The organism is Jatrophihabitans sp. GAS493 (genome assembly GCF_900230215.1).
Lineage (GTDB): Bacteria > Actinomycetota > Actinomycetes > Mycobacteriales > Jatrophihabitantaceae > MT45.
This window is the reverse complement of sequence record NZ_LT907982.1, coordinates 403,291-420,249: the sequence shown is the minus strand read 5'-3', so window position 1 is coordinate 420,249 and position 16,959 is coordinate 403,291. Positions and strand designations below refer to the sequence as shown.

The following is a 16,959-nucleotide window of genomic DNA, read 5'->3' as shown; positions in this document are numbered from 1 at the left end:
TCTGCGACTGGGGGGTATGGCGGGAGTAAAACTAGCAGCGCGACTGAAGCCTCTACCTGGCGTGTTTCGCCGCTTTCATTATTCTCAGCTTCTCATCAGGTGTGCACCTCATTTTTACAGAGGGTGACGCGCCTGTGACCTATACCCTAGCGCAGCGCTTGCAAGAGTTAGCACCCTGCAAGCACAATGGGGTCATGAACGTCGACGGCCTGCGCGAACAGGCGAAGCGGGGAGTCGCCATCGGTGACTTCATCCGTGAGCAGCGCGAGCTCGCGCAGGTGTCCATGCGGCAGCTCGCCCGTCTGACCGGGGTCTCGAACCCGTACCTGTCTCAGATCGAACGAGGCCTGCGCAAGCCGAGCGCGGAGATTCTGCAGCAGATCGCCAAGGGTCTTCGAATCTCGGCCGAGCAGCTCTACGTCCGGGCCGGCATTCTCGAGGCCCGCTACGGCGACCCTGAGATCGTCGCCGCGCTGCTGGCCGACGAGGGGCTGACCGAGCGTCAGAAGCAGGTTCTCGTGGAGATCTACGAGTCGTTCCGACGCGAGAACGCCGCAAACACAGCGCACGCGCCGCTCGACGATGAGCCCGACGGGCGCCCAGCACAGACCACCGCAGCGCCCGACACCGATTTGCCGCACCACGGATTTCCTGACGGCGCAGCCGAAAAGGCCAGCGCGTAACCGTACGTACCGACCAGCCACACCGAATTGAGGAGAGCTACATGTCCATCGCTACTGATCTGAAGGCCTACGCCGACGCCGCGGCCCAGACGGCCAAGACGTACGCCGACGCCGCTACCCAGACCGCGAAGACCTACGCCGACTCGGCCACCAGCACGGCGAAGAGCTACGCCGGGTCGGCCACGCAGACGGCCCAGACCACGCAGTCCCGCATCGTTGGGGCAGCCGGAAAGGCTCAGGGGGAGGCGCTGGGCTACGTCGGAAAGGCGAATGGTGCACTGGCCGATGCCCGCACCAAGGGCGAGTCGCTGATCGCGGCGACGCCGCTGCCGACCGTGGTCTCGACCGCCTCGACCACCGTTGAGCCCTACGTCGGCCAGGCGAAGGAGCAGGCCAAGGCGCTGGCCGCCACTGCCACCGGAACCGTCGAGCCCTACGTTGATCGGGCCAAGGAGCAGTCCAAGGCGCTGGCCGCCACGGCCACGACGACCGCCGAGCCGTATGTCGACCAGGCCAAGGCGCTGGCCGCCACCGCGTCGGCAACGGTCGAGCCGTACGTCGACCAGGTGAAGGCCTTCGGCGCTTCGTTCACCGGCAAGATCAGCGCACAGGCCGAGAAGATCCTGGCCGACGTGCAGCAGGAGCCACACGTCGCGAAGCTGATCGACGCCGGCCAGGCGCTGGCCGTGAGCCTCCTCGGGACCGTGACCGAGAAAGTCATCACCCCGGTGCTCGCGTTCACCGGCCGCAGTGACGAGGTCGTGCCGCCGGCGCCGGTGAAGGCCGTCCCGACGACCCCGACGACCCCGACCCCGGCCAAGGCCACTCCGGCCAAGGCGACCGCGACGAAGACGACCCCGGCGGCCAAGAAGAGCGCTCCGGCGAAGACTGCGGCCAAGACGACTCCGAAGGCCACCGCAAAGGTCACACCGGCGAAGAAGGCACCGGCTAAGAAGGCTCCGGCCAAGGCTGTTCCGGCTACCCCGGAGGGCTAACACCGCCCGCCAGCGATTCCCAGACTGCCCCGCACGGCTCCTACGCCATGCGGGGCAGTTGTTTATCGCTACGCTGGAGCGATGCTGATCGTGTACAACATCCAGCTCTGGCTAGACCGCGTCCTCTGGATCGGTCTTCTCGCGCTGCAAGCGTGGGCCATTGCTGACTGTGCCAGCCGTAAGGCAGCAGCCTTCCCCGCGGTTGATCGGCTCACCAAGCCGAGCTGGCTGGCGATCCTCATCGTGGCGGCGGCCCTGACGGTGCTCGTCGGCTCCGCGGTCAACATCATCGCGATGATCGCGGCCGTCGCCGCCTCCGTATACCTGGCTGACGTGCGACCGGCGATCAAGGAGATCACCGGCGGGAAGCGCTGGTAAGCCGCCAGCAGGCCGGTCATCGGCGCTGGTCGCGCTTTTGCCGGCTTAGCTAAGCCGATCAGCTGACGCTGCCGAGTACCAGCGGATACACCGCTCCCGCCCCGGCCCGGCGCAGCAGCCGGGTGACGACCGTGATCGTCCAGCCAGTGTCGGTGAAGTCATCCACCAGCAGTAGCGGCGCCCCGTTGAGCGGGCCTGCGAGCTGATCGACTAGCTCCTCGCTGAGTTGGTATGCGCCGCAGACGGCCCTCAGCCGCTGGGCGCTGTTCGAGCGGCCGGTCGCCGACTCACCTAGATGAGCGACGCCCCCGAGCTGGGTCAGCCGTCCGATTCTGCTCAGCTGGCCGGCCAGATCGGCGATCAGCTGCGATCGGCGGTGCGATCCGATGTGCACCACCGCCTGCGGGCGCTCGGACCAGTCCCAGGCCGACAGCACCTGCACGCAGGCACTCACCACATCGGCCGGCACCTCGGTGGCGGCCGGCTCGCCGCTCGCGGGCTCGCGCAGCAGCGCCCGGACGCGCTGGCCGAGTCCGAGGTCGGTGTACCGCGCGACCGCCCGCCCGGTCTCACTCACCTCGGCGGCTGGGATCTTTCCCTTCAGGTCGATACCGAGCGTCGGCATCGCCGAGGGCCACATCCGCCGAGGTTCGATGGGCACGCCGGGCCGGGAGAGCGTCTCGTTCGCCTTCTGGGTGCCCGCTTCGCTTACCTCGGCCGAGAGCGTGAGGCCGCCGCAGTTGTCGCAGCGTCCACAGCGGGTCGCCGACTCGTCGTCTAGCTGGTGGCGCAGGAACTGCAGCCGGCAGTCGCTCGTCGCGATGTAGTCGAGCATCGCCTGCTGCTCGTCCCGCCGCACTGCGCTGACCTTCGCGTAGCGCTCTTCGTCGTAGGCCCAGACCTGGCCGGTCGCGCTCCAGCCGCCCTTGACGCGCCGCACCGCCCCGTCCACGTCGAGCACCTTGAGCATCGTCTCCAGCCGGGACCGGGAGAGGTCGACGCGAGTCTCCAGGGCCGCCGTGCTCATCGCGCCACCGTTCTCGGCCAGCGTCTCGAGCACCGTGCGTACCTGCGCTTCGCGCGGGAAGCCGACCGAGGCGAAGTACTCCCAGATTGCCCGGTCCTCGCTGCCGGGCAGCAGGATCACCTGCGCGTTGTCGACGCCGCGACCGGCTCGCCCGACCTGCTGGTAGTAGGCGATCGGCGAGTTCGGCGCTCCGAAATGGATGACGAACCCGAGATCAGGTTTGTCGAAGCCCATCCCGAGGGCTGAGGTGGCGACCAGGGCCTTCACCCGATTGCCGATCAGGTTCTCCTCGGCCTCCAGCCTTTCGCCCTGCTCCGTCTTGCCCGAGTAGGCGGCGACGGGGAATCCGCGTTCGCGAAGGTAGTCAGCCACCTCCTCGCTGCCGGCCACGGTGAGCGTGTAGATGATCCCCGAGCCGGGGAGCTCGTCCAGGTGCTCGGCCAGCCAGGCCAACCGGTGCGGCGTCGAGGGCAGTTGAAGCACCCCGAGGTGTAGCGACTCGCGATCGAGACTGCCCCGTAGCACCAGCACGTCCGGGCTCTCCTCGCCGAGACCGAGGACGTCGGCGATGTCGGCCACCACCCGTGAGTTAGCGGTGGCCGTGGTGGCCAGCACCGGGATCGCCGGCGGTAGCTCGGGCAGCAGGGTGCGCAGCCGCCGGAAGTCAGGGCGGAAGTCATGCCCCCAGTCGCTGATGCAGTGCGCCTCGTCAACCACCAGCAGTCCGCAGGAGGTGGCCAGCTGGGGCATCACATTGTCCCGGAAATCCGGGTTGTTGAGCCGTTCGGGGGAGAGCAGCAGGACGTCCACCTCGCCCCGTCGGACCGCCTCGTAGGTCTGGTCCCAATCCTCGAGGTTCGTTGAGTTGATGGTGGCCGCACGGATGCCGGCCCGCTCGGCGGCCGCGATCTGGTTGCGCATCAGCGCGAGTAGCGGCGACACGATCACCGTCGGCCCCGCCCCCTCCGCGCGCAGCAGCGCCGTGGCGACGAAGTAGACGGCCGACTTACCCCAGCCGGTGCGCTGCACGACCAGTGCCCGCCGGCGGTGGCGGACCAGCGCCTCGATGGCCGTCCACTGGTCGTCGCGCAGGACGGCCGAGTCGCCCGCGAGCGCGCGCAGGACACCCTCGGCACGCACCCGCAGTCCGTCGGCGCTCTCGCGCGGGGCACCGGCCGTGGCCGGTGGGTCGGTGGTGCTCGTCGTCATCTGCTCTGTCTAGCAGTTCGTACCGACAGTTGCCGCTGGCGGCCTTTCTGTCGTAGGTGGATGGGAGGGTATAGCTGTGATGGAGCTGGCGGCGTGATGGATGTGGTGGTGGGTGCGGGCGGCTGCCTCACCGACGTCGACTTCGATCAGCATCTGCGCCCGTCTGGCCCGGGGTTGCTCCTCGACCTGAGGCAGGCGCGTTTCGTCGATCCGTTCGGGTTGGTTGCGCTGGCTGCGCTCACCGACGACGCGGTACGGGCCGGTGTCGACGTGAAGTTTCTCGCCCCGCTGGATGCGAGCTGCGCCCATTACCTGCATCGGATGGGAGTGGCCGACCTATTCGACGGCTTCGGGGTCGCCCACCGGCTCCCCGCCGTGCGCCGTAACGACCTCGGTGACCGGCTCTTCGAACTGCAGCGGTTCGGCGCGGACGCGGAGGCCGCCGATCTGCTGGCCGAACAGGTCTTCCGCATCTTCGCCGCCGACGAGCCGGCGACGGCCCGCGAGCTCTACAACTCCGTCTCCGAACTGGCCAACAACGTGCTGGAGCACAGTGGTGAGTCCGGTGGATATCTCGCGCTGCAGCAGTTCGAGCGCTCAGCCGAGGTGATCTTCGCGGTCTCTGACGCGGGTTGCGGGCTGCGGGAGGCCCTGCAGCGGGCCACCAGCGTCCGCGATGACGGGCACGCCATCGCGCTGGCCGTGCGACGGCATGTCACCTCGACCGGAGAGTGGGGGCGCGGGGTGGGGCTGAACGGGCTGGTGCGGCGGACCCACCGCGGCGGGCGCCTGCAGCTGTGGAGCGGGCGGGCCAGCGGAGTCTTCCGCGGCGGGCGCATAGTGCCGAAGCTCAAGCGACACGTCGCTTCATTTCACGGAACCGTCGTGCAGGCTAGAATAGCCAGAGAGTAGGGGGTTGATGATGTCAGTAGAGCCAATGACAGCAATGCTGGAACTTCCGCAGCTCAGTGGTGGACGTCGCCGGGCGGCTGCGCTGGTCGACGCCGGGCACCTACCTGATGATCTCAGTGATGCCTCCGTCACCATCGACGCGCGCCAACTGCTGGCCGGAACCGAGTCCTTCGCGGACGAGCTGGTGAAGATCCTGCTGCTCGACCGTAAGGCCGAGACGCTGAACGTCATCAATGTCTCCGATGATTTCGCGCTCTTCCTGGAGCAGGCCGCCAAGACCCACTCCGTATCGCGTCGCCTGGTCGTCGACCGTTTCTAGTCCGGAGTTCTAGCTCAGAGCTCCGCCCGCATCCCCTCGCCGCAGGCGGTGAGTGCCGCCTGCCAGGCGCGCTGTTCGGCCGCCGCCGAGTCGTCGTCATTCACCCAGCGCACTGCGGTGTTCTTCCAGATGTGCATCTTGCTGCGCACCAGGTCCGACTCGACCCGCGGTACACAGGCGTCGAAGACACTCATCGATTCACGTAACGCCTTCTCGAGTAGCTCGTCCGGGACATCGACCGACTGATACTCGATGAGCACGTCGTGCAGCCGCAGGGCGGCGCCTTCGAGCTCCTCCAGCGCGTCGAGGTGGAAGCGGCGCCGGATTCGGTCCCGCCCCTCCTCGCGTCCCTTGGTGGCGACCCTGGCCTTGACCAGCTCCGCCGCACCCTGGCCCATCACCGTGAGGAGGCTCCCGACGATCACCCCCCACAGCGCGTTCATGTCCCTACCTTAACTGCGGGTACCGACGTTTCTGCGCTGCGTCATCGCCAGCTGTGGCGTATCCCCTTATCTCTCCGAATGCTCTGCCGATAAAAGATCTGAGGCCCGCTTCCAGAGGTAGCGCGGCACGGTCACGGCAGTGAGGAGACGTGATGGGCATGGCGATCCGGGTACCCCGGTCACTGGACTACTTCGCTCGTCGTGCGCGGAACCGGCAGCTGCTGGACACCGCCGAGCGGATCGTCGATATCGAATTACGGCTACTGCTCATCGCGCGGCACTGCGTGCAGAACTTCGGTGGCGACGGGCTGCAGATCTCGCGCCACGCGAACGGCTATGACGTCACCGCCGAGCTCATCGGCCCGGAGCGCAACGTCGACCTCTGTGCCCTCGACCCTGAACGTTGGAACGCCTGTGTGAGCCTCGCCCGCTTCGGCGTGGCACCGGGCCAGACCAGACTGGTCGCTCCCTAGCTGCTCCGGAAGCCGGAGTAGACCACCCCAGACTGCGGTGGGGGCCGTACCGCGCGCGACGCTGCGGCCTCCACCGAGCCAACTCTCGCCGCCCGCTGACCACGTCGCAGGCAACTTGGTCAGCGGTAGGGTCTTGCGAACCGCATACTCGGTATGCATACTCAGTATGCACGCGGGGCGACCCTTCGTCCGGAACTCTCGTGCGAAATCCTTGGGAGGGGGAACATGTCAGTTCGCTACGCCCTGCTCACACTGCTCGAGCGGCAGCCGATGTACGGCTACCAGCTTCGCCAGGAGTTCGAGTCGAGCACCGCATCGACTTGGCCGCTCAATGTCGGGCAGGTTTACACGACCCTGCAGCGCCTTGAGCGGGACGGGCTGGTCGAGACGTCAGAGCCTTCCTCAGAGTCGGATACGGACGATCCCCAGCGAATCTATGCAATAACCGACCGCGGTCGGGTCGAAGTGCAGCACTGGTTCGCCACCCCGGTTCGCCATCAGGCGCCGCCGCGGGATGAGTTGGCGATCAAGCTTGCGCTGGCCGTGCGGATCCCGGGTATGGACGTCCGCTCAGTGATCCAGACCCAGCGCATCTCGACGATTCGGGCGCTACAGGAGTACACCCGTTCGCGGGAGGCGGCCGGAGGTGACCTCTCTTGGCTGCTGGTGGCTGAGTCCCTTATTTTTGCGGCCGAAGCCGAGGTCCGCTGGCTGGATCACTGCGAGGCGACGCTGCTGCGTCACTCCGCCGGGAGCGCGGCCTCGAGTGGACCGCAGAATGATGCGGCGAAGGCATCCCATCCGGGCGAGTCGGCCAGGACACAGGTCTCATCGACGGCCCGGAAGGGTGGTCGTCGATGAGCGCGCCGGTCTTGGAGCTGCGCTCGGCGAGTCGGGTGCACGGTCACGGAGATGCGGTCGTCAAGGCGCTGCACGATGTGAGCCTGAGCATCTTCGCCGGCGAACTGGTGGCGGTGATGGGGCCGTCCGGCTCGGGGAAATCGACGCTGCTGAACCTCTGCGGTGGACTCGATTCCCCCACGTCTGGCGAGGTGATCGTAGAGGGGGAGGTGCTGGCCGGGCTCAGCCGGTCGTCGCTGGCTTCGCTGCGCCGGCGCTCGATCGGGTACGTCTTTCAGAGCCTCAACCTCATCCCTTCGCTGACCGCGGCCGAGAATGTGATGCTGCCCCGCGAGTTGGACGGGGTGTCGACGCGCCGCTCCCGACGTGAGGCGGTCGCCGCGCTGCGTGAGGTTGGCCTGGCTGAACTGGCCGATCGATTCCCGGATGACATGTCCGGCGGGCAGCAGCAGCGAGTAGCCATCGCCCGGGCAATTGTGGGTGAAAGACGGCTCATTCTCGCCGACGAACCGACCGGGGCGCTGGACTCACATACCGGTGAGGACGTGCTGCGGCTGCTCCGGGCGCGCTGTGACGCCGGAGCGGCCGGGGTGTTGGTGACCCACGACGCGCGGCTGGCCGGGTGGGCCGATCGCGTGGTCTTTCTGCGTGACGGGATCGCCGTCGATGAGACCCCGGCGCTACCGAGCGTCGAGTCGTTGCTCGCCGAAGAGCGTTCATGAGCGTCGCCTCTTGGCGCGCCACCCTGCGGATCGCGCGAAGGGAGGCCTCCCGTTCCAAGCGGAGGACCGCCCTGGTGGTGACGCTTATCGGACTTCCAGTGCTGGCACTGAGCATGGCCGACATCGCCTATCGCACCTATCAGCTAGATCCGACTGAGAAGATTGCCCGGGAGCTCGGCTCAGCGCAAGCGGCGATCCAATGGTCGGACGGGCGTGTGATGCAGGGTCCACAGGCTTGGCTGAGCGGGTTCGAAGTCGAAAGTCCCGCCGTCTCGTCATCCCCGCAATTGGCCGGCGGCCAGCCGTTCGTGGACCAGACCCCGACTCTCGTCCAGCACCTCCCGGGGCGCCGGCTCATCGCGACGACGACCGGCACGCTCGAGATCAAAACGGCCGCGGGGATCAAAACCGCGTTGGTGAACGGCATGGACTATGCCGATCCGATGGCCCGCGGACTCGTCCGGCAGGTGAGCGGACGAGCACCGCGCGGCGACTCTGAAGTGGCGCTCACCGTCGCGCTGGCCAAGTCGACCGGGCTGCACCTCGGCGAGCAGATGGTCCTCACCGGCCTCGCCAAATCATTCAGTGTCGTCGGGATCGTGGAGGACACCACGGCAAATCACGCCGAAGCCGCCTATCTGCTTCCGGATGCTGTCGCGTCGGCGATGCCGCATTCAATGGGCCGCATCCCTCCGACGAGTTGGCTCGTCGCCTCGCCGACACCGGTGACGTGGAGCGACGTGCTGGCCCTGAACAAGTTGGGTTTTGCGGTGCTATCCCGCGAGGTCTATCTGAACCCGCCCCCGAAGTCGCAGGTCCCGCTCATTCAGGACTCCTCCACTGACCGGACCGTGCCGACAACGGCCGCGCTCGTCGTCGGCCTCGCGCTGCTGGAGGTGGTACTGCTGGCCGGCCCGGCGTTCGCCGTCGGTGCCCGACGGCAGCGACGCGACCTGGCCCTCATCGCGGCGAACGGCGGACGCCGGGGCCAGCTGCGAAATGTCGTTCTATCCAACGGGATCGTTCTTGGAGCGGTCGCCGGTGTGGTGTCTTTGGTGGTGGCCGTGACATTGAGCAGGCTGGCGCTGCGATTGTTCGCCGGCCTGCCGTCCCGGGTTCCGGGTCACTTCGACCTTCGCCCGGATGAGCTGGCCGGGTTGGCCCTTCTAGCCGTGTTGACGGCGCTGCTGGCGGCTGTCTTTCCCGCTCGGGCGGCGGCCCGGACTGACGTCGTCGCCACCCTGGCCGGCCGCCGGGGTGCACTGCACACCTCGAAGTGGAGCGTGATCCTGGGCTGCGCGCTGGCCGGGTTGGGAGCCGCTCTGGCGCTCGGCGGCTTCACCTCGACCGAGGCCGGGCCGGTGGCAATCCTCAGTGGGGTGGGCCTGGCCGAGCTCGGTCTGATCTGCTGTACGCCGGCGATGCTGGCGGTCATCGCCGGGCTCGGCCGTCGGCTTCCGCTGTCGCCCCGGATCGCTCTACGCGACGCCGGGCGGAACCGCTCGTCGGCCGCGCCGGCAGTGGCCGCCGTGATGGCGTCGATGATCGGCGCAATCGCGGTGACGATCGGCGTAGTCAGCACCGAGGACCAGAACCGTCGCAGCTATACAGCTGGGCTCCCGCTGCACGACGTGTTCACGTACGCCTCGGCGTACTCGGCAACGGACGCTAAGGAGGTGCAGATCGATCCGACGACCATCGCCGCCACGCTGCGCTCGACCCTGCCCGTCCGGCAAGTGATGACGGTGCTTCAACCGGATATGAGCTGCCCCAGCGTCGGTGCCCCGACCGCGACCCAGTGCTCCGTCCTGTAGTTTTCGCTGGGCCCGGACGATCCGGGTGGCGCCGTGAACGGGCCGACGTCTTTTCCCAAGGTGCTCATCGACGACGGCTCAGGGGTAGACACACTCTTCGGTGGTGACTACCCGGACGCCGTACGCGCGCTCGCCGCCGGTCAAGCCGTCGTGACGAGCCCGCGTCTGTTGCATGACGGGAAGGCGCAGCTGGAAATTGACACCGCGACGATGGTCGCGCAATCGGGCCAGATCCTCGGGGAACAGAAGACTCATAGGAAGCAGTTGTCCGCGATCGCCGTCACGCCCCGGTTTGACCCGTCCTATATTGTGCTTCCGCCGTCAATGGCCAAGTCCCTGGGAATCAACGCGATCCCGTACGGAGTGCTCGCCTCGATGACACGCCCGGCCACCGACCACGAGGTGCAGGCGGCGCGGGGCGCACTGGCCAATCAGGCTGATGGGCTCGATCTGCAGGTAGAGGACGGATTCCAGAATTCGGACGCCTGGCTGGTCTACGCGTTGGTTGGGGTGGCCGCGGTGCTCGCGGTCGGGGCTGCGCTCATCTCGACTGCGCTGGCGAACGTGGACAGTAAGCCCGACCTGTTCACCCTGGCGGCCATCGGTGCGAGTCCGCGGACTCGGCGGGTGCTCTCGATGGCGCGCGCCGGGGTGATCGCCGGTATCGGTTCGCTGCTGGGCGCGGTGGCCGGACTCGTCACCGCAGTGGCCTGGGTTCGTTCAGCTGGTCACCCGACGCCGACCGGCTCGGCTGACTTCTATACGGCAGTGACGTCGCCCTCTCCGCAGCTGCGTCTGGTGGTGCCCTGGCTGCCGGTAACCCTGGCGGTGATCGGCATTCCGGTTATCGCCGCGCTGGTGGCCGGAGCCTTCGGGCGGTCCCGGCTACCGTCCGAGCGCGTCTCGCTCTGAAGCGCCGGGGCGGGTGAGTGGCTAAAGATCGGATGACGTCGGCCGACTAGGGAAGGTAACGACTGTCGCTGCGCAGGATGCGCTTGGCGGTCGGGGAACCAACGGGGACTCACGGGTGCATTCCATGGAAGGAAGCGTGACCGCCACTCATGCCTGGCCTGATCTCATCGACCCGCACGACCGCAGCCGCGAGACGAGCCGCCGCGAAGAAGGCCGCGGCCAAGAAGGCCGCCGCCAAGAAAGCTGCCGCGAAGAAGGCCGCCGCGCAGGCCGCGGCGAAGAAAGCTGCCGCAGCAAAGGCCGCCGCCGCCAAGGCTGCAGCCGCCAAGAAAGCAGCAGCTGCCAAAGCCGCGGCAGCCAAGGCCGCCGCCGACAAGGCCGCGGCGGCGAAGAAGGCAGCCGACGCCAAGGCCGCGGCGACCCCGGTGCCGCTGAAGGTCTACCCGACCGCCGCTGCTGCCATCGCCGGTGCCCAGAAGACCGCGGTGGCGCCGCTGGTCTGGGATCCGGCCTCGCACCTGCTCTCACGCTTCGCCTTCGGCCCGGACCTGGCCTCCCGCAACACGGTCACCGCGACCGGGGCCGACGCCTGGTGGAGCAGCCAGGTGGCCCTCGGGAAGAGCGCGTCCGGCTACGCCGGTAACGGCGCGGTACAGGCGCAGGGCACGCTGCTCGGACTGAATCCGACCCAGGTTCGGGCCTGGCTGAAGAGCAACGGCAACGAGTACGGCTGGAACCTGATGGACCAGCTGAGCAAGGTCACCCTCGGCCTGCAGGTCTGGAGCAAGGCCCAGCTCTACGAGACCGTGGTCGACTTCTTCGCCAATCATCTGAACGTCGCCAACCACTCCGACTCGGTGTGGATCAGCCGGCACACCATGGACCGTGACGTGGTGCGCAAGTATGCGTTCGGATCCTTCACCGACATGCTGCTCGCCTCGGCCAAGAACGGCGCGATGCTCACGTACCTCAACCTGGCCGAGTCCAACAAGACGATCGTCAACGAGAACTACGGCCGGGAGTTGCTCGAACTGCACACCGTCGGTGTCGGCAACTACAGCGAGTCGGACGTGGTCAACTCGGCCCGCATTCTCACCGGCCGCACCGTCGACAAAGACAACAACTACCTGTACAAATCGACGATCCACTGGACCGGTGCGATCAAGGTCATGGACTTCACGCATGCCAACACGTCGGCCGCCGGCGGCGAAGCAGCCGGCGATGCCTACTTGACCTACCTGGCCCATCACCCGGCGACGGCGGCTCACCTGGCCCAGAAGCTCTGCATCCGCTACGTCTCCGACAACCCGTCGACAGCGCTGGTGAACGCCGTCGCCGCCGCCTACCTGGCCAACGACACGCAGATCCTGCCGACGCTCAAGACCATCTTCTGCTCGACCGAATTCTGGTCGAGCCGGGGGGCTAAGGTGCGGCGGCCGACCGAGAATCTCGTTGCCACGCTGAGGATTCTCGGCACGACGCCCAGCACGCTGAGCACCGCGCTCAACTCGCTGCACTGGATGTGCAACCTGGTCGGCAACGTCCCGCTCGACTGGGTTCCGCCGAATGGCTACCCCGACGTCGCCGCCGCTTGGCGCTCGTCGGGATCGCTGCTGGACCTGTGGGGCTACCACCGCGGATTCGTCGGCGCCTGGTACGACGGCTTCAACAAGCTGACTCCGGCCTCGCTCTACGGCGGCTCGCCGGCCACCAGCGGCGCCGCCATCGATCTGCTCACCAAGCGACTGACGAACCAGACGTTCTCCGCCGCGCACAAGGCTGTGCTGCAGACCTTCCTGGCTGAACCGGCCTCCACCCCGATCGCCAAGTCGAACCTGCGCTGGTACCTCATCCACCTCATCCCGCTGATCCTGGACGGACCTCACCATGCACTCCGCTGACGCCGCAGACATCAACCCCGCCCACGTCGCGGCTGACCTGCAGTGCCAGGCGGCCACCGTCAAGGAGGACCTGCGGGCGCTGGAGGCCCTGTGGGACAAGGGCTTCACCCGGCGCAAGTTCCTGGCCGGGGTCGGTCTGGTCTCAGTCGCGGCGCTGGCCGAACAGCTCGTCACCACCCGGGTCTCCTTCGCCGAGGCTGCCACCAGCAACGGCAACACGGTGATCAACGTCTTCCTCCGCGGTGCCGCCGACGGACTGCGGATCCTGGTGCCGGCCAGCTCGTCGCTCGGTGTTGACTACCTGCGCAGCGTCCGCTCGTCGCTGGTGCCGGCTGATGCCAAGCTGCTGCCGCTGCCGGGAAGCGCCGGCTGGGCGCTCAACAGCGTGATGGCTCCGCTGCTGCCGTTCTGGACGTCCAAGGAGCTGGCCTTCGTCCCGGCGGTGTCGGCCGAGGGTGTCACTCGCAGCCACTTCCAGGCCCAGCAGACCCTGGACCGGGGCGGTTCGGCCACCTCCTCCACCGGTTGGCTGGACCGCACGCTGACCCTGCTCGGTCCGGGCACCACCTTTCGCGCGGTGGCCGAGGGCAGTTCGGTTCCGGCGTCGCTGGCCGGTCCGGAGACCGCCCTGGGGCTCGGCGCCCTGAAGAACTTCTCATTCCCCGGCTGGGATGGCATTGCGACGCAGTCGGAGACCGCCCTGGCCGGGCTCTACCGCGGTATCAGCGGGCCGCTCGGGGTCGACGTGCCGATGGCTTTCTCGGCGCTCGGGACAGCGGCCAAACTGAAGGCGGCGGCCGGGGCCAAGAACGGCGCGGTCTACCCGTCCGGAAACTTCGGCGCGGCGATGGCCGACCTGGCGACGGTGATCCGCGGCAACGTCGGGCTGCAGGTTGCGACGGTCGACGTCGGCGGCTGGGACACCCACACCAACGAGGCCTACGAGCTGGATCTGTCGCTCACGTCGGCGGCGAAGACGCTGGCCGCATTCATGACCGACCTCGGCCCGACGCTGCGCAAGAAGGTCACCGTCGTGGTGATGACTGAGTTCGGCCGGCGGGTGGCGATGAACGCCAGCGGCGGAACCGACCACGGTCACGGCAGCGTGATGTGGCTGCTCGGCGGCGGCATCGTCGGTGGTCAGGTGCACGGCAAGTGGACCCCGCTGTCGTCGTCGGTGCTCGATCAGGGCGACGTGCCCGGGCTGAACAACGCCTTCGACGTGCTCGGTGAGGTGGCGCAGAAGCGGTTGGGCGTCGGTGGGCTGAGCAGCGTCTTCCCGGGCCACTCGGTGTCGACGATCGGGCTGGCCAGCACAACCTGACGCGCTCGCGGCGGCCTGTCTCGTTTGCCTGCTACCGGTCTTGTCCGCCAGCTTTTCGCTGGGAATTGCCGGTTTCTGCGCGAAAATCGGCAATTTCGCGTGAAAAGCACGCGGCGAGCCGAGCCCGCCGGCGTCGACTCAGCGGCGTGCCGTCGCGGACTCGATCCGGGCCAGCACCCGCACGCCGCTGGTCGTCTTCTTCGTCTCGTAGCGGACGGACAGGTCGGCCTGCGCGCCGCAGCCGCAGAGCGCGACCGTCTCGCTGACCGCGTCCATGCGGGCGTGGTGGCAGGTCGGGCAGCGGACATTCGTCATCGCGTTGGCCAGCGCACGCCGGTGCGAGGCCTTGCGGGGCAGCTGGCCAACGTCGTCACTCATGTGTGAGCCTCTCCCGCGGCCAAATTTCGGGTGGGTGGGGTGACTCCGATGCCAGATTGATGGACGCCGTTACCCTTACGCGCAGCACCTTCGATGCCGAGAGTCGCAAACCATCCGAAGAGTGACGATGACGATGACGGGACGGCATCCTGGGCTTCTTCGCGTTGCTCGCTATTCATCCGCCGCGCGCACGCCACTGGAGACGACTCTTGTCCGGCGCCGCGCTCGGCTTCGGTCTTCGTGCCGTCTAACGAATCCGTCGATAATTCCGAAGACGACGCTACTTCCTGCTATGGCAGCCAGGGTCAGGAGCACCGCACGGGTCGGAAGATTCGCGGTCCTCCACGTCGCTTGGGTCGAGTACCCGATTGCGATCGCGGTCCAGAACGCGACTGCACCAGTCGGTCGAACCGCCCGTCGCCAACGAGGCCAAGTCGCTCTCGTGCGAAGGGCCACGTCGGGATCCATCCACGTCCAGTCCTCGAACAGAAAGTAGCGACGCGACCACGCCACAAAACGAGACCAGTCCGCTCGTCGCGTGGATGTCATGCGGGGAGTATGCCGTACCAGCCGCGTCCGCACGACTTATCGGCGAAAAGGCAACGCCTCGGCCAACTACCTCTTCGTCCCGAAGCAAATGTTGGGTGGCCGATCACCCAGGCGGTGCGCGAAGATCCGCCGTCATGCCACACTTTGCGGCATGGGCCTGGTGCGCATCCCGCCGCGTATTGCGCTACTAGGCGAGAAGTATGTTGCTGACACCTACGCTCGGCCGGCCCTGGCCGGACTGTTCTTCCTGCTCCCTGTCGCTTTCATGGCCGGCGGCGGACTGGGCCTGATTCACCTGTCCTCTCGTCAATCAACGCTGCCGCGCGCGCTGCTCGTGGCGGCGGCCGTCGTTGTGTTTCTGCTCGTTGCAGGAATATGCATCGCGTACGCGGCAAAAGCCAGTCGCATCTCGCAGGAGAAGACCGACCGCGCAACGAGGAAGATTCCGGTTCAGGTACTCCTGTGGCCCGAAGACCACAGGAACAAACCGATGCGCGCCGGCGTCGACGAAACGAAAGCTGGACGACACCGAGCATGACCCGAAACGGGACAGGCATCAGCAGATGCTGGGGCATACGTCGGCGGCGATGACGCTGGATGTGTACGCGGGGCTCTTCGCTGACGACTTGCACGCGGTTGCGGCTGCGCTGGATCCGCTTGTGCCCCTTCGGTGCCCTGCGGGGGACGAATCGGATGATTCGCCTCAGCAGAATCGACCTTGAGAACTACACATGGGCCTGAGTTATCGGGTGGGTGGGCCCCGTCGGGCTCGAACCGACGACCCGCGGATTAAAAGTCCGCTGCTCTACCAACTGAGCTAGGGGCCCCTACTTGCAGGTCGTAGCCTACCTGTGCGCCGGCTCGAGTTCGGCCCGGCACGGCTGATCGCCGCCCGTCGTCGCGCACGTCCGGTCCGCAGTCATGCGGCCGCAGTTGCGCTGCTGCGGGCCCGGCTGCGCCCAGCCACGCGCGGCCTCCCGCTAGATTCACCGGATGACCTCGACGCAGCACCTCGTATTCCTGGCGGTGGTGCTGGCCCGGCTGGTTGTGCCGCTGTTCATCCCGCGCTACCCGTTGCCGGCCATCGTGGCCGCCCTGATCATCGACGGCGTCGACCAGACGATCTTCCAGGCGTTTCACGTCACCCAGGTGCTCGGCGTGTACCAGAGCTACGACAAGGCCCTGGACATCTACTACCTGGTCATCGCCTACACCGCCACGATGCGCAACTGGGACGACCCGTTCGCCTTCCGCATCGCTCAGTTCCTCTGGTACTACCGCCTCGTCGGGGTGCTCGCCTTCGAACTCTCCGGCCAGAACTGGCTGCTGTTCGTATTCCCCAACACGTTCGAGTACTTCTTCATCGCCTACGAAGCGGTACGCGTCTTCTGGGACCCGCGTCGCCTGTCGCATCGCCAGCTGCTCTGGGGTGCCGCCTTCATCTGGGTCGTCATCAAGTTGCCCCAGGAGTGGTGGATCCACATCGCCAAGCTGGACGCCACCGACGAGATCGCCGCGCACCCCGTTCTGGCCACCGTGCTCTTCGCGCTGCTCGCGGTGGTGCTCACCGTCTTCGTCGTAGAGGTGCGCCGCCGGGCTCCGGCACCCGACTGGCGACCCCGCGTCCGGGTGGACGCACCGCCGTCGGAGAACGTCCCCGAAGACCGGCGCGACTGGCTCCTGGCAACCGGTGAGAAGGCCGTGCTCATCAGCATGATCCTGGTGATCTTCGCCAACATCGTGCCGACGTCGCTGCGCTCGATCGATCTGGCCATCGTCGTGGTGGTCGTAGTGGTGCTCAACGGGGTGGTCACCGAACTGCTGGCCTCGACGGGCCGGCTACCGCTGTCGCTGATCAAACGGTTCGCCGCGATCGTTGTCGTCAACGCCGTGATCTTCGAGTTGCTCTACTGGCTCGGGCGCGATCGGCACGTCAACGTCGCGGCGGCGCTCTTCGTGCTGCTGCTGTTGTCGCTGATCATCACGCTCTTCGACGAGTACCGCGGCGTGCGCCACCGCAAACTGGCAGCGGTCGGCTGACCCAGCCGGTCAGCCGGTC

At 67.3% G+C, this 16,959-nt stretch carries 17 protein-coding genes, 1 tRNA gene and 1 pseudogene; 15 read left to right on the top strand and 4 right to left on the bottom strand.

What is annotated here, in order from left to right:
- Window positions 1-194: 194 nt before the first annotated feature.
- The 3 genes from CPH63_RS01885 to CPH63_RS01875 all read left to right on the top strand — a co-directional run bounded on the left by CPH63_RS01885 (window position 195) and on the right by CPH63_RS01875 (window position 2,056).
- Entirely contained in the window at window positions 195-683 is a 489-nt protein-coding gene (locus CPH63_RS01885) for a helix-turn-helix domain-containing protein (RefSeq protein ID WP_096301320.1), read from the top strand.
- Window positions 684-724: 41 nt separating this feature from the next.
- Window positions 725-1,678 carry a hypothetical protein gene (locus CPH63_RS22680; protein WP_096301319.1) on the top strand — a complete coding sequence of 318 codons (954 nt, stop codon included), beginning with the start codon at window positions 725-727 and terminating at the stop codon, window positions 1,676-1,678.
- An 81-nt stretch (window positions 1,679-1,759) separates the two neighbouring features.
- Window positions 1,760-2,056 carry a DUF2516 family protein gene (locus CPH63_RS01875; RefSeq protein WP_091353630.1) on the top strand — a complete coding sequence of 99 codons (297 nt, stop codon included), beginning with the start codon at window positions 1,760-1,762 and terminating at the stop codon, window positions 2,054-2,056.
- A gap of 58 nt (window positions 2,057-2,114) precedes the next feature.
- Here the strand turns inward: CPH63_RS01875 and CPH63_RS01870 are convergent, their stop codons facing one another.
- Window positions 2,115-4,292: a RecQ family ATP-dependent DNA helicase gene (locus tag CPH63_RS01870; RefSeq protein ID WP_096301318.1), complete on the bottom strand. Its 2,178-nt coding sequence runs from the start codon at window positions 4,290-4,292 to the stop codon at window positions 2,115-2,117.
- Between the two features lie 96 nt (window positions 4,293-4,388).
- Between CPH63_RS01870 and CPH63_RS01865 the strand changes: the two genes are divergently transcribed.
- Together CPH63_RS01865 and CPH63_RS01860 are read left to right on the top strand one after the other, a co-directional pair.
- Window positions 4,389-5,204 (top strand): ATP-binding protein, encoded by an 816-nt coding sequence (locus CPH63_RS01865; protein WP_096301317.1) that lies wholly within the window; start codon window positions 4,389-4,391, stop codon window positions 5,202-5,204.
- A 25-nt stretch (window positions 5,205-5,229) separates the two neighbouring features.
- A complete protein-coding gene (locus CPH63_RS01860) occupies window positions 5,230-5,523 on the top strand; it encodes a hypothetical protein (RefSeq protein WP_197704521.1) in 294 nt (97 codons plus the stop codon).
- Between the two features lie 14 nt (window positions 5,524-5,537).
- Here CPH63_RS01860 and CPH63_RS01855 read toward each other — a convergent pair whose 3' ends face one another.
- Window positions 5,538-5,966, bottom strand: a complete 429-nt coding sequence (locus CPH63_RS01855; protein ID WP_096301315.1) for a hypothetical protein — start codon at window positions 5,964-5,966, stop codon at window positions 5,538-5,540.
- A gap of 158 nt (window positions 5,967-6,124) precedes the next feature.
- On the opposite strand from CPH63_RS01855, the gene CPH63_RS01850 reads away from it, so the two are divergent.
- The 7 genes from CPH63_RS01850 (at window position 6,125) to CPH63_RS01815 (ending at window position 13,973) form a co-directional block, all read left to right on the top strand.
- Window positions 6,125-6,439, top strand: a complete 315-nt coding sequence (locus CPH63_RS01850; RefSeq protein ID WP_157749212.1) for a hypothetical protein — start codon at window positions 6,125-6,127, stop codon at window positions 6,437-6,439.
- A 225-nt stretch (window positions 6,440-6,664) separates the two neighbouring features.
- Window positions 6,665-7,300, top strand: a complete 636-nt coding sequence (locus CPH63_RS01845; protein ID WP_096301313.1) for a PadR family transcriptional regulator — start codon at window positions 6,665-6,667, stop codon at window positions 7,298-7,300.
- Entirely contained in the window at window positions 7,297-8,022 is a 726-nt protein-coding gene (locus tag CPH63_RS01840; RefSeq protein ID WP_096301312.1) for an ABC transporter ATP-binding protein, read from the top strand. The genes CPH63_RS01845 and CPH63_RS01840 overlap by 4 nt, the downstream gene beginning before the upstream one ends.
- On the top strand, window positions 8,019-9,836 hold the full coding sequence (locus CPH63_RS01835) for an FtsX-like permease family protein (RefSeq protein ID WP_096301311.1): 1,818 nt from the start codon (window positions 8,019-8,021) through the stop codon (window positions 9,834-9,836). The genes CPH63_RS01840 and CPH63_RS01835 overlap by 4 nt, the downstream gene beginning before the upstream one ends.
- Window positions 9,837-9,869: 33 nt before the next feature.
- The gene (locus tag CPH63_RS01830) at window positions 9,870-10,748 is read left to right on the top strand and encodes a hypothetical protein (RefSeq protein ID WP_157749211.1); all 879 of its coding nucleotides are present in this window, start codon (window positions 9,870-9,872) and stop codon (window positions 10,746-10,748) included.
- Between the two features lie 149 nt (window positions 10,749-10,897).
- Window positions 10,898-12,649 carry a DUF1800 domain-containing protein gene (locus CPH63_RS01820; RefSeq protein ID WP_157749210.1) on the top strand — a complete coding sequence of 584 codons (1,752 nt, stop codon included), beginning with the start codon at window positions 10,898-10,900 and terminating at the stop codon, window positions 12,647-12,649.
- Complete coding sequence (locus tag CPH63_RS01815; RefSeq protein ID WP_096301308.1) at window positions 12,636-13,973, top strand: DUF1501 domain-containing protein; 1,338 nt, start codon at window positions 12,636-12,638, stop codon at window positions 13,971-13,973. The genes CPH63_RS01820 and CPH63_RS01815 overlap by 14 nt, the downstream gene beginning before the upstream one ends.
- 138 nt (window positions 13,974-14,111) lie before the next feature.
- Here CPH63_RS01815 and CPH63_RS01810 read toward each other — a convergent pair whose 3' ends face one another.
- Entirely contained in the window at window positions 14,112-14,351 is a 240-nt protein-coding gene (locus tag CPH63_RS01810) for a hypothetical protein (RefSeq protein WP_096301307.1), read from the bottom strand.
- A 700-nt stretch (window positions 14,352-15,051) separates the two neighbouring features.
- On the opposite strand from CPH63_RS01810, the gene CPH63_RS22005 reads away from it, so the two are divergent.
- Window positions 15,052-15,438: a hypothetical protein gene (locus CPH63_RS22005; protein WP_157749209.1), complete on the top strand. Its 387-nt coding sequence runs from the start codon at window positions 15,052-15,054 to the stop codon at window positions 15,436-15,438.
- A 22-nt stretch (window positions 15,439-15,460) separates the two neighbouring features.
- Window positions 15,461-15,622 (top strand): annotated as a pseudogene (locus CPH63_RS23585) (site-specific integrase); the annotation flags it as partial.
- A gap of 32 nt (window positions 15,623-15,654) precedes the next feature.
- On the opposite strand, the gene CPH63_RS01800 reads toward CPH63_RS23585, so the two are convergent.
- Window positions 15,655-15,727: transfer RNA gene (locus CPH63_RS01800), tRNA-Lys, on the bottom strand.
- 166 nt (window positions 15,728-15,893) lie between these two features.
- On the opposite strand from CPH63_RS01800, the gene CPH63_RS01795 reads away from it, so the two are divergent.
- Window positions 15,894-16,940: a hypothetical protein gene (locus tag CPH63_RS01795; protein ID WP_096301306.1), complete on the top strand. Its 1,047-nt coding sequence runs from the start codon at window positions 15,894-15,896 to the stop codon at window positions 16,938-16,940.
- The last annotated feature ends 19 nt before the right edge of the window (window positions 16,941-16,959 follow it).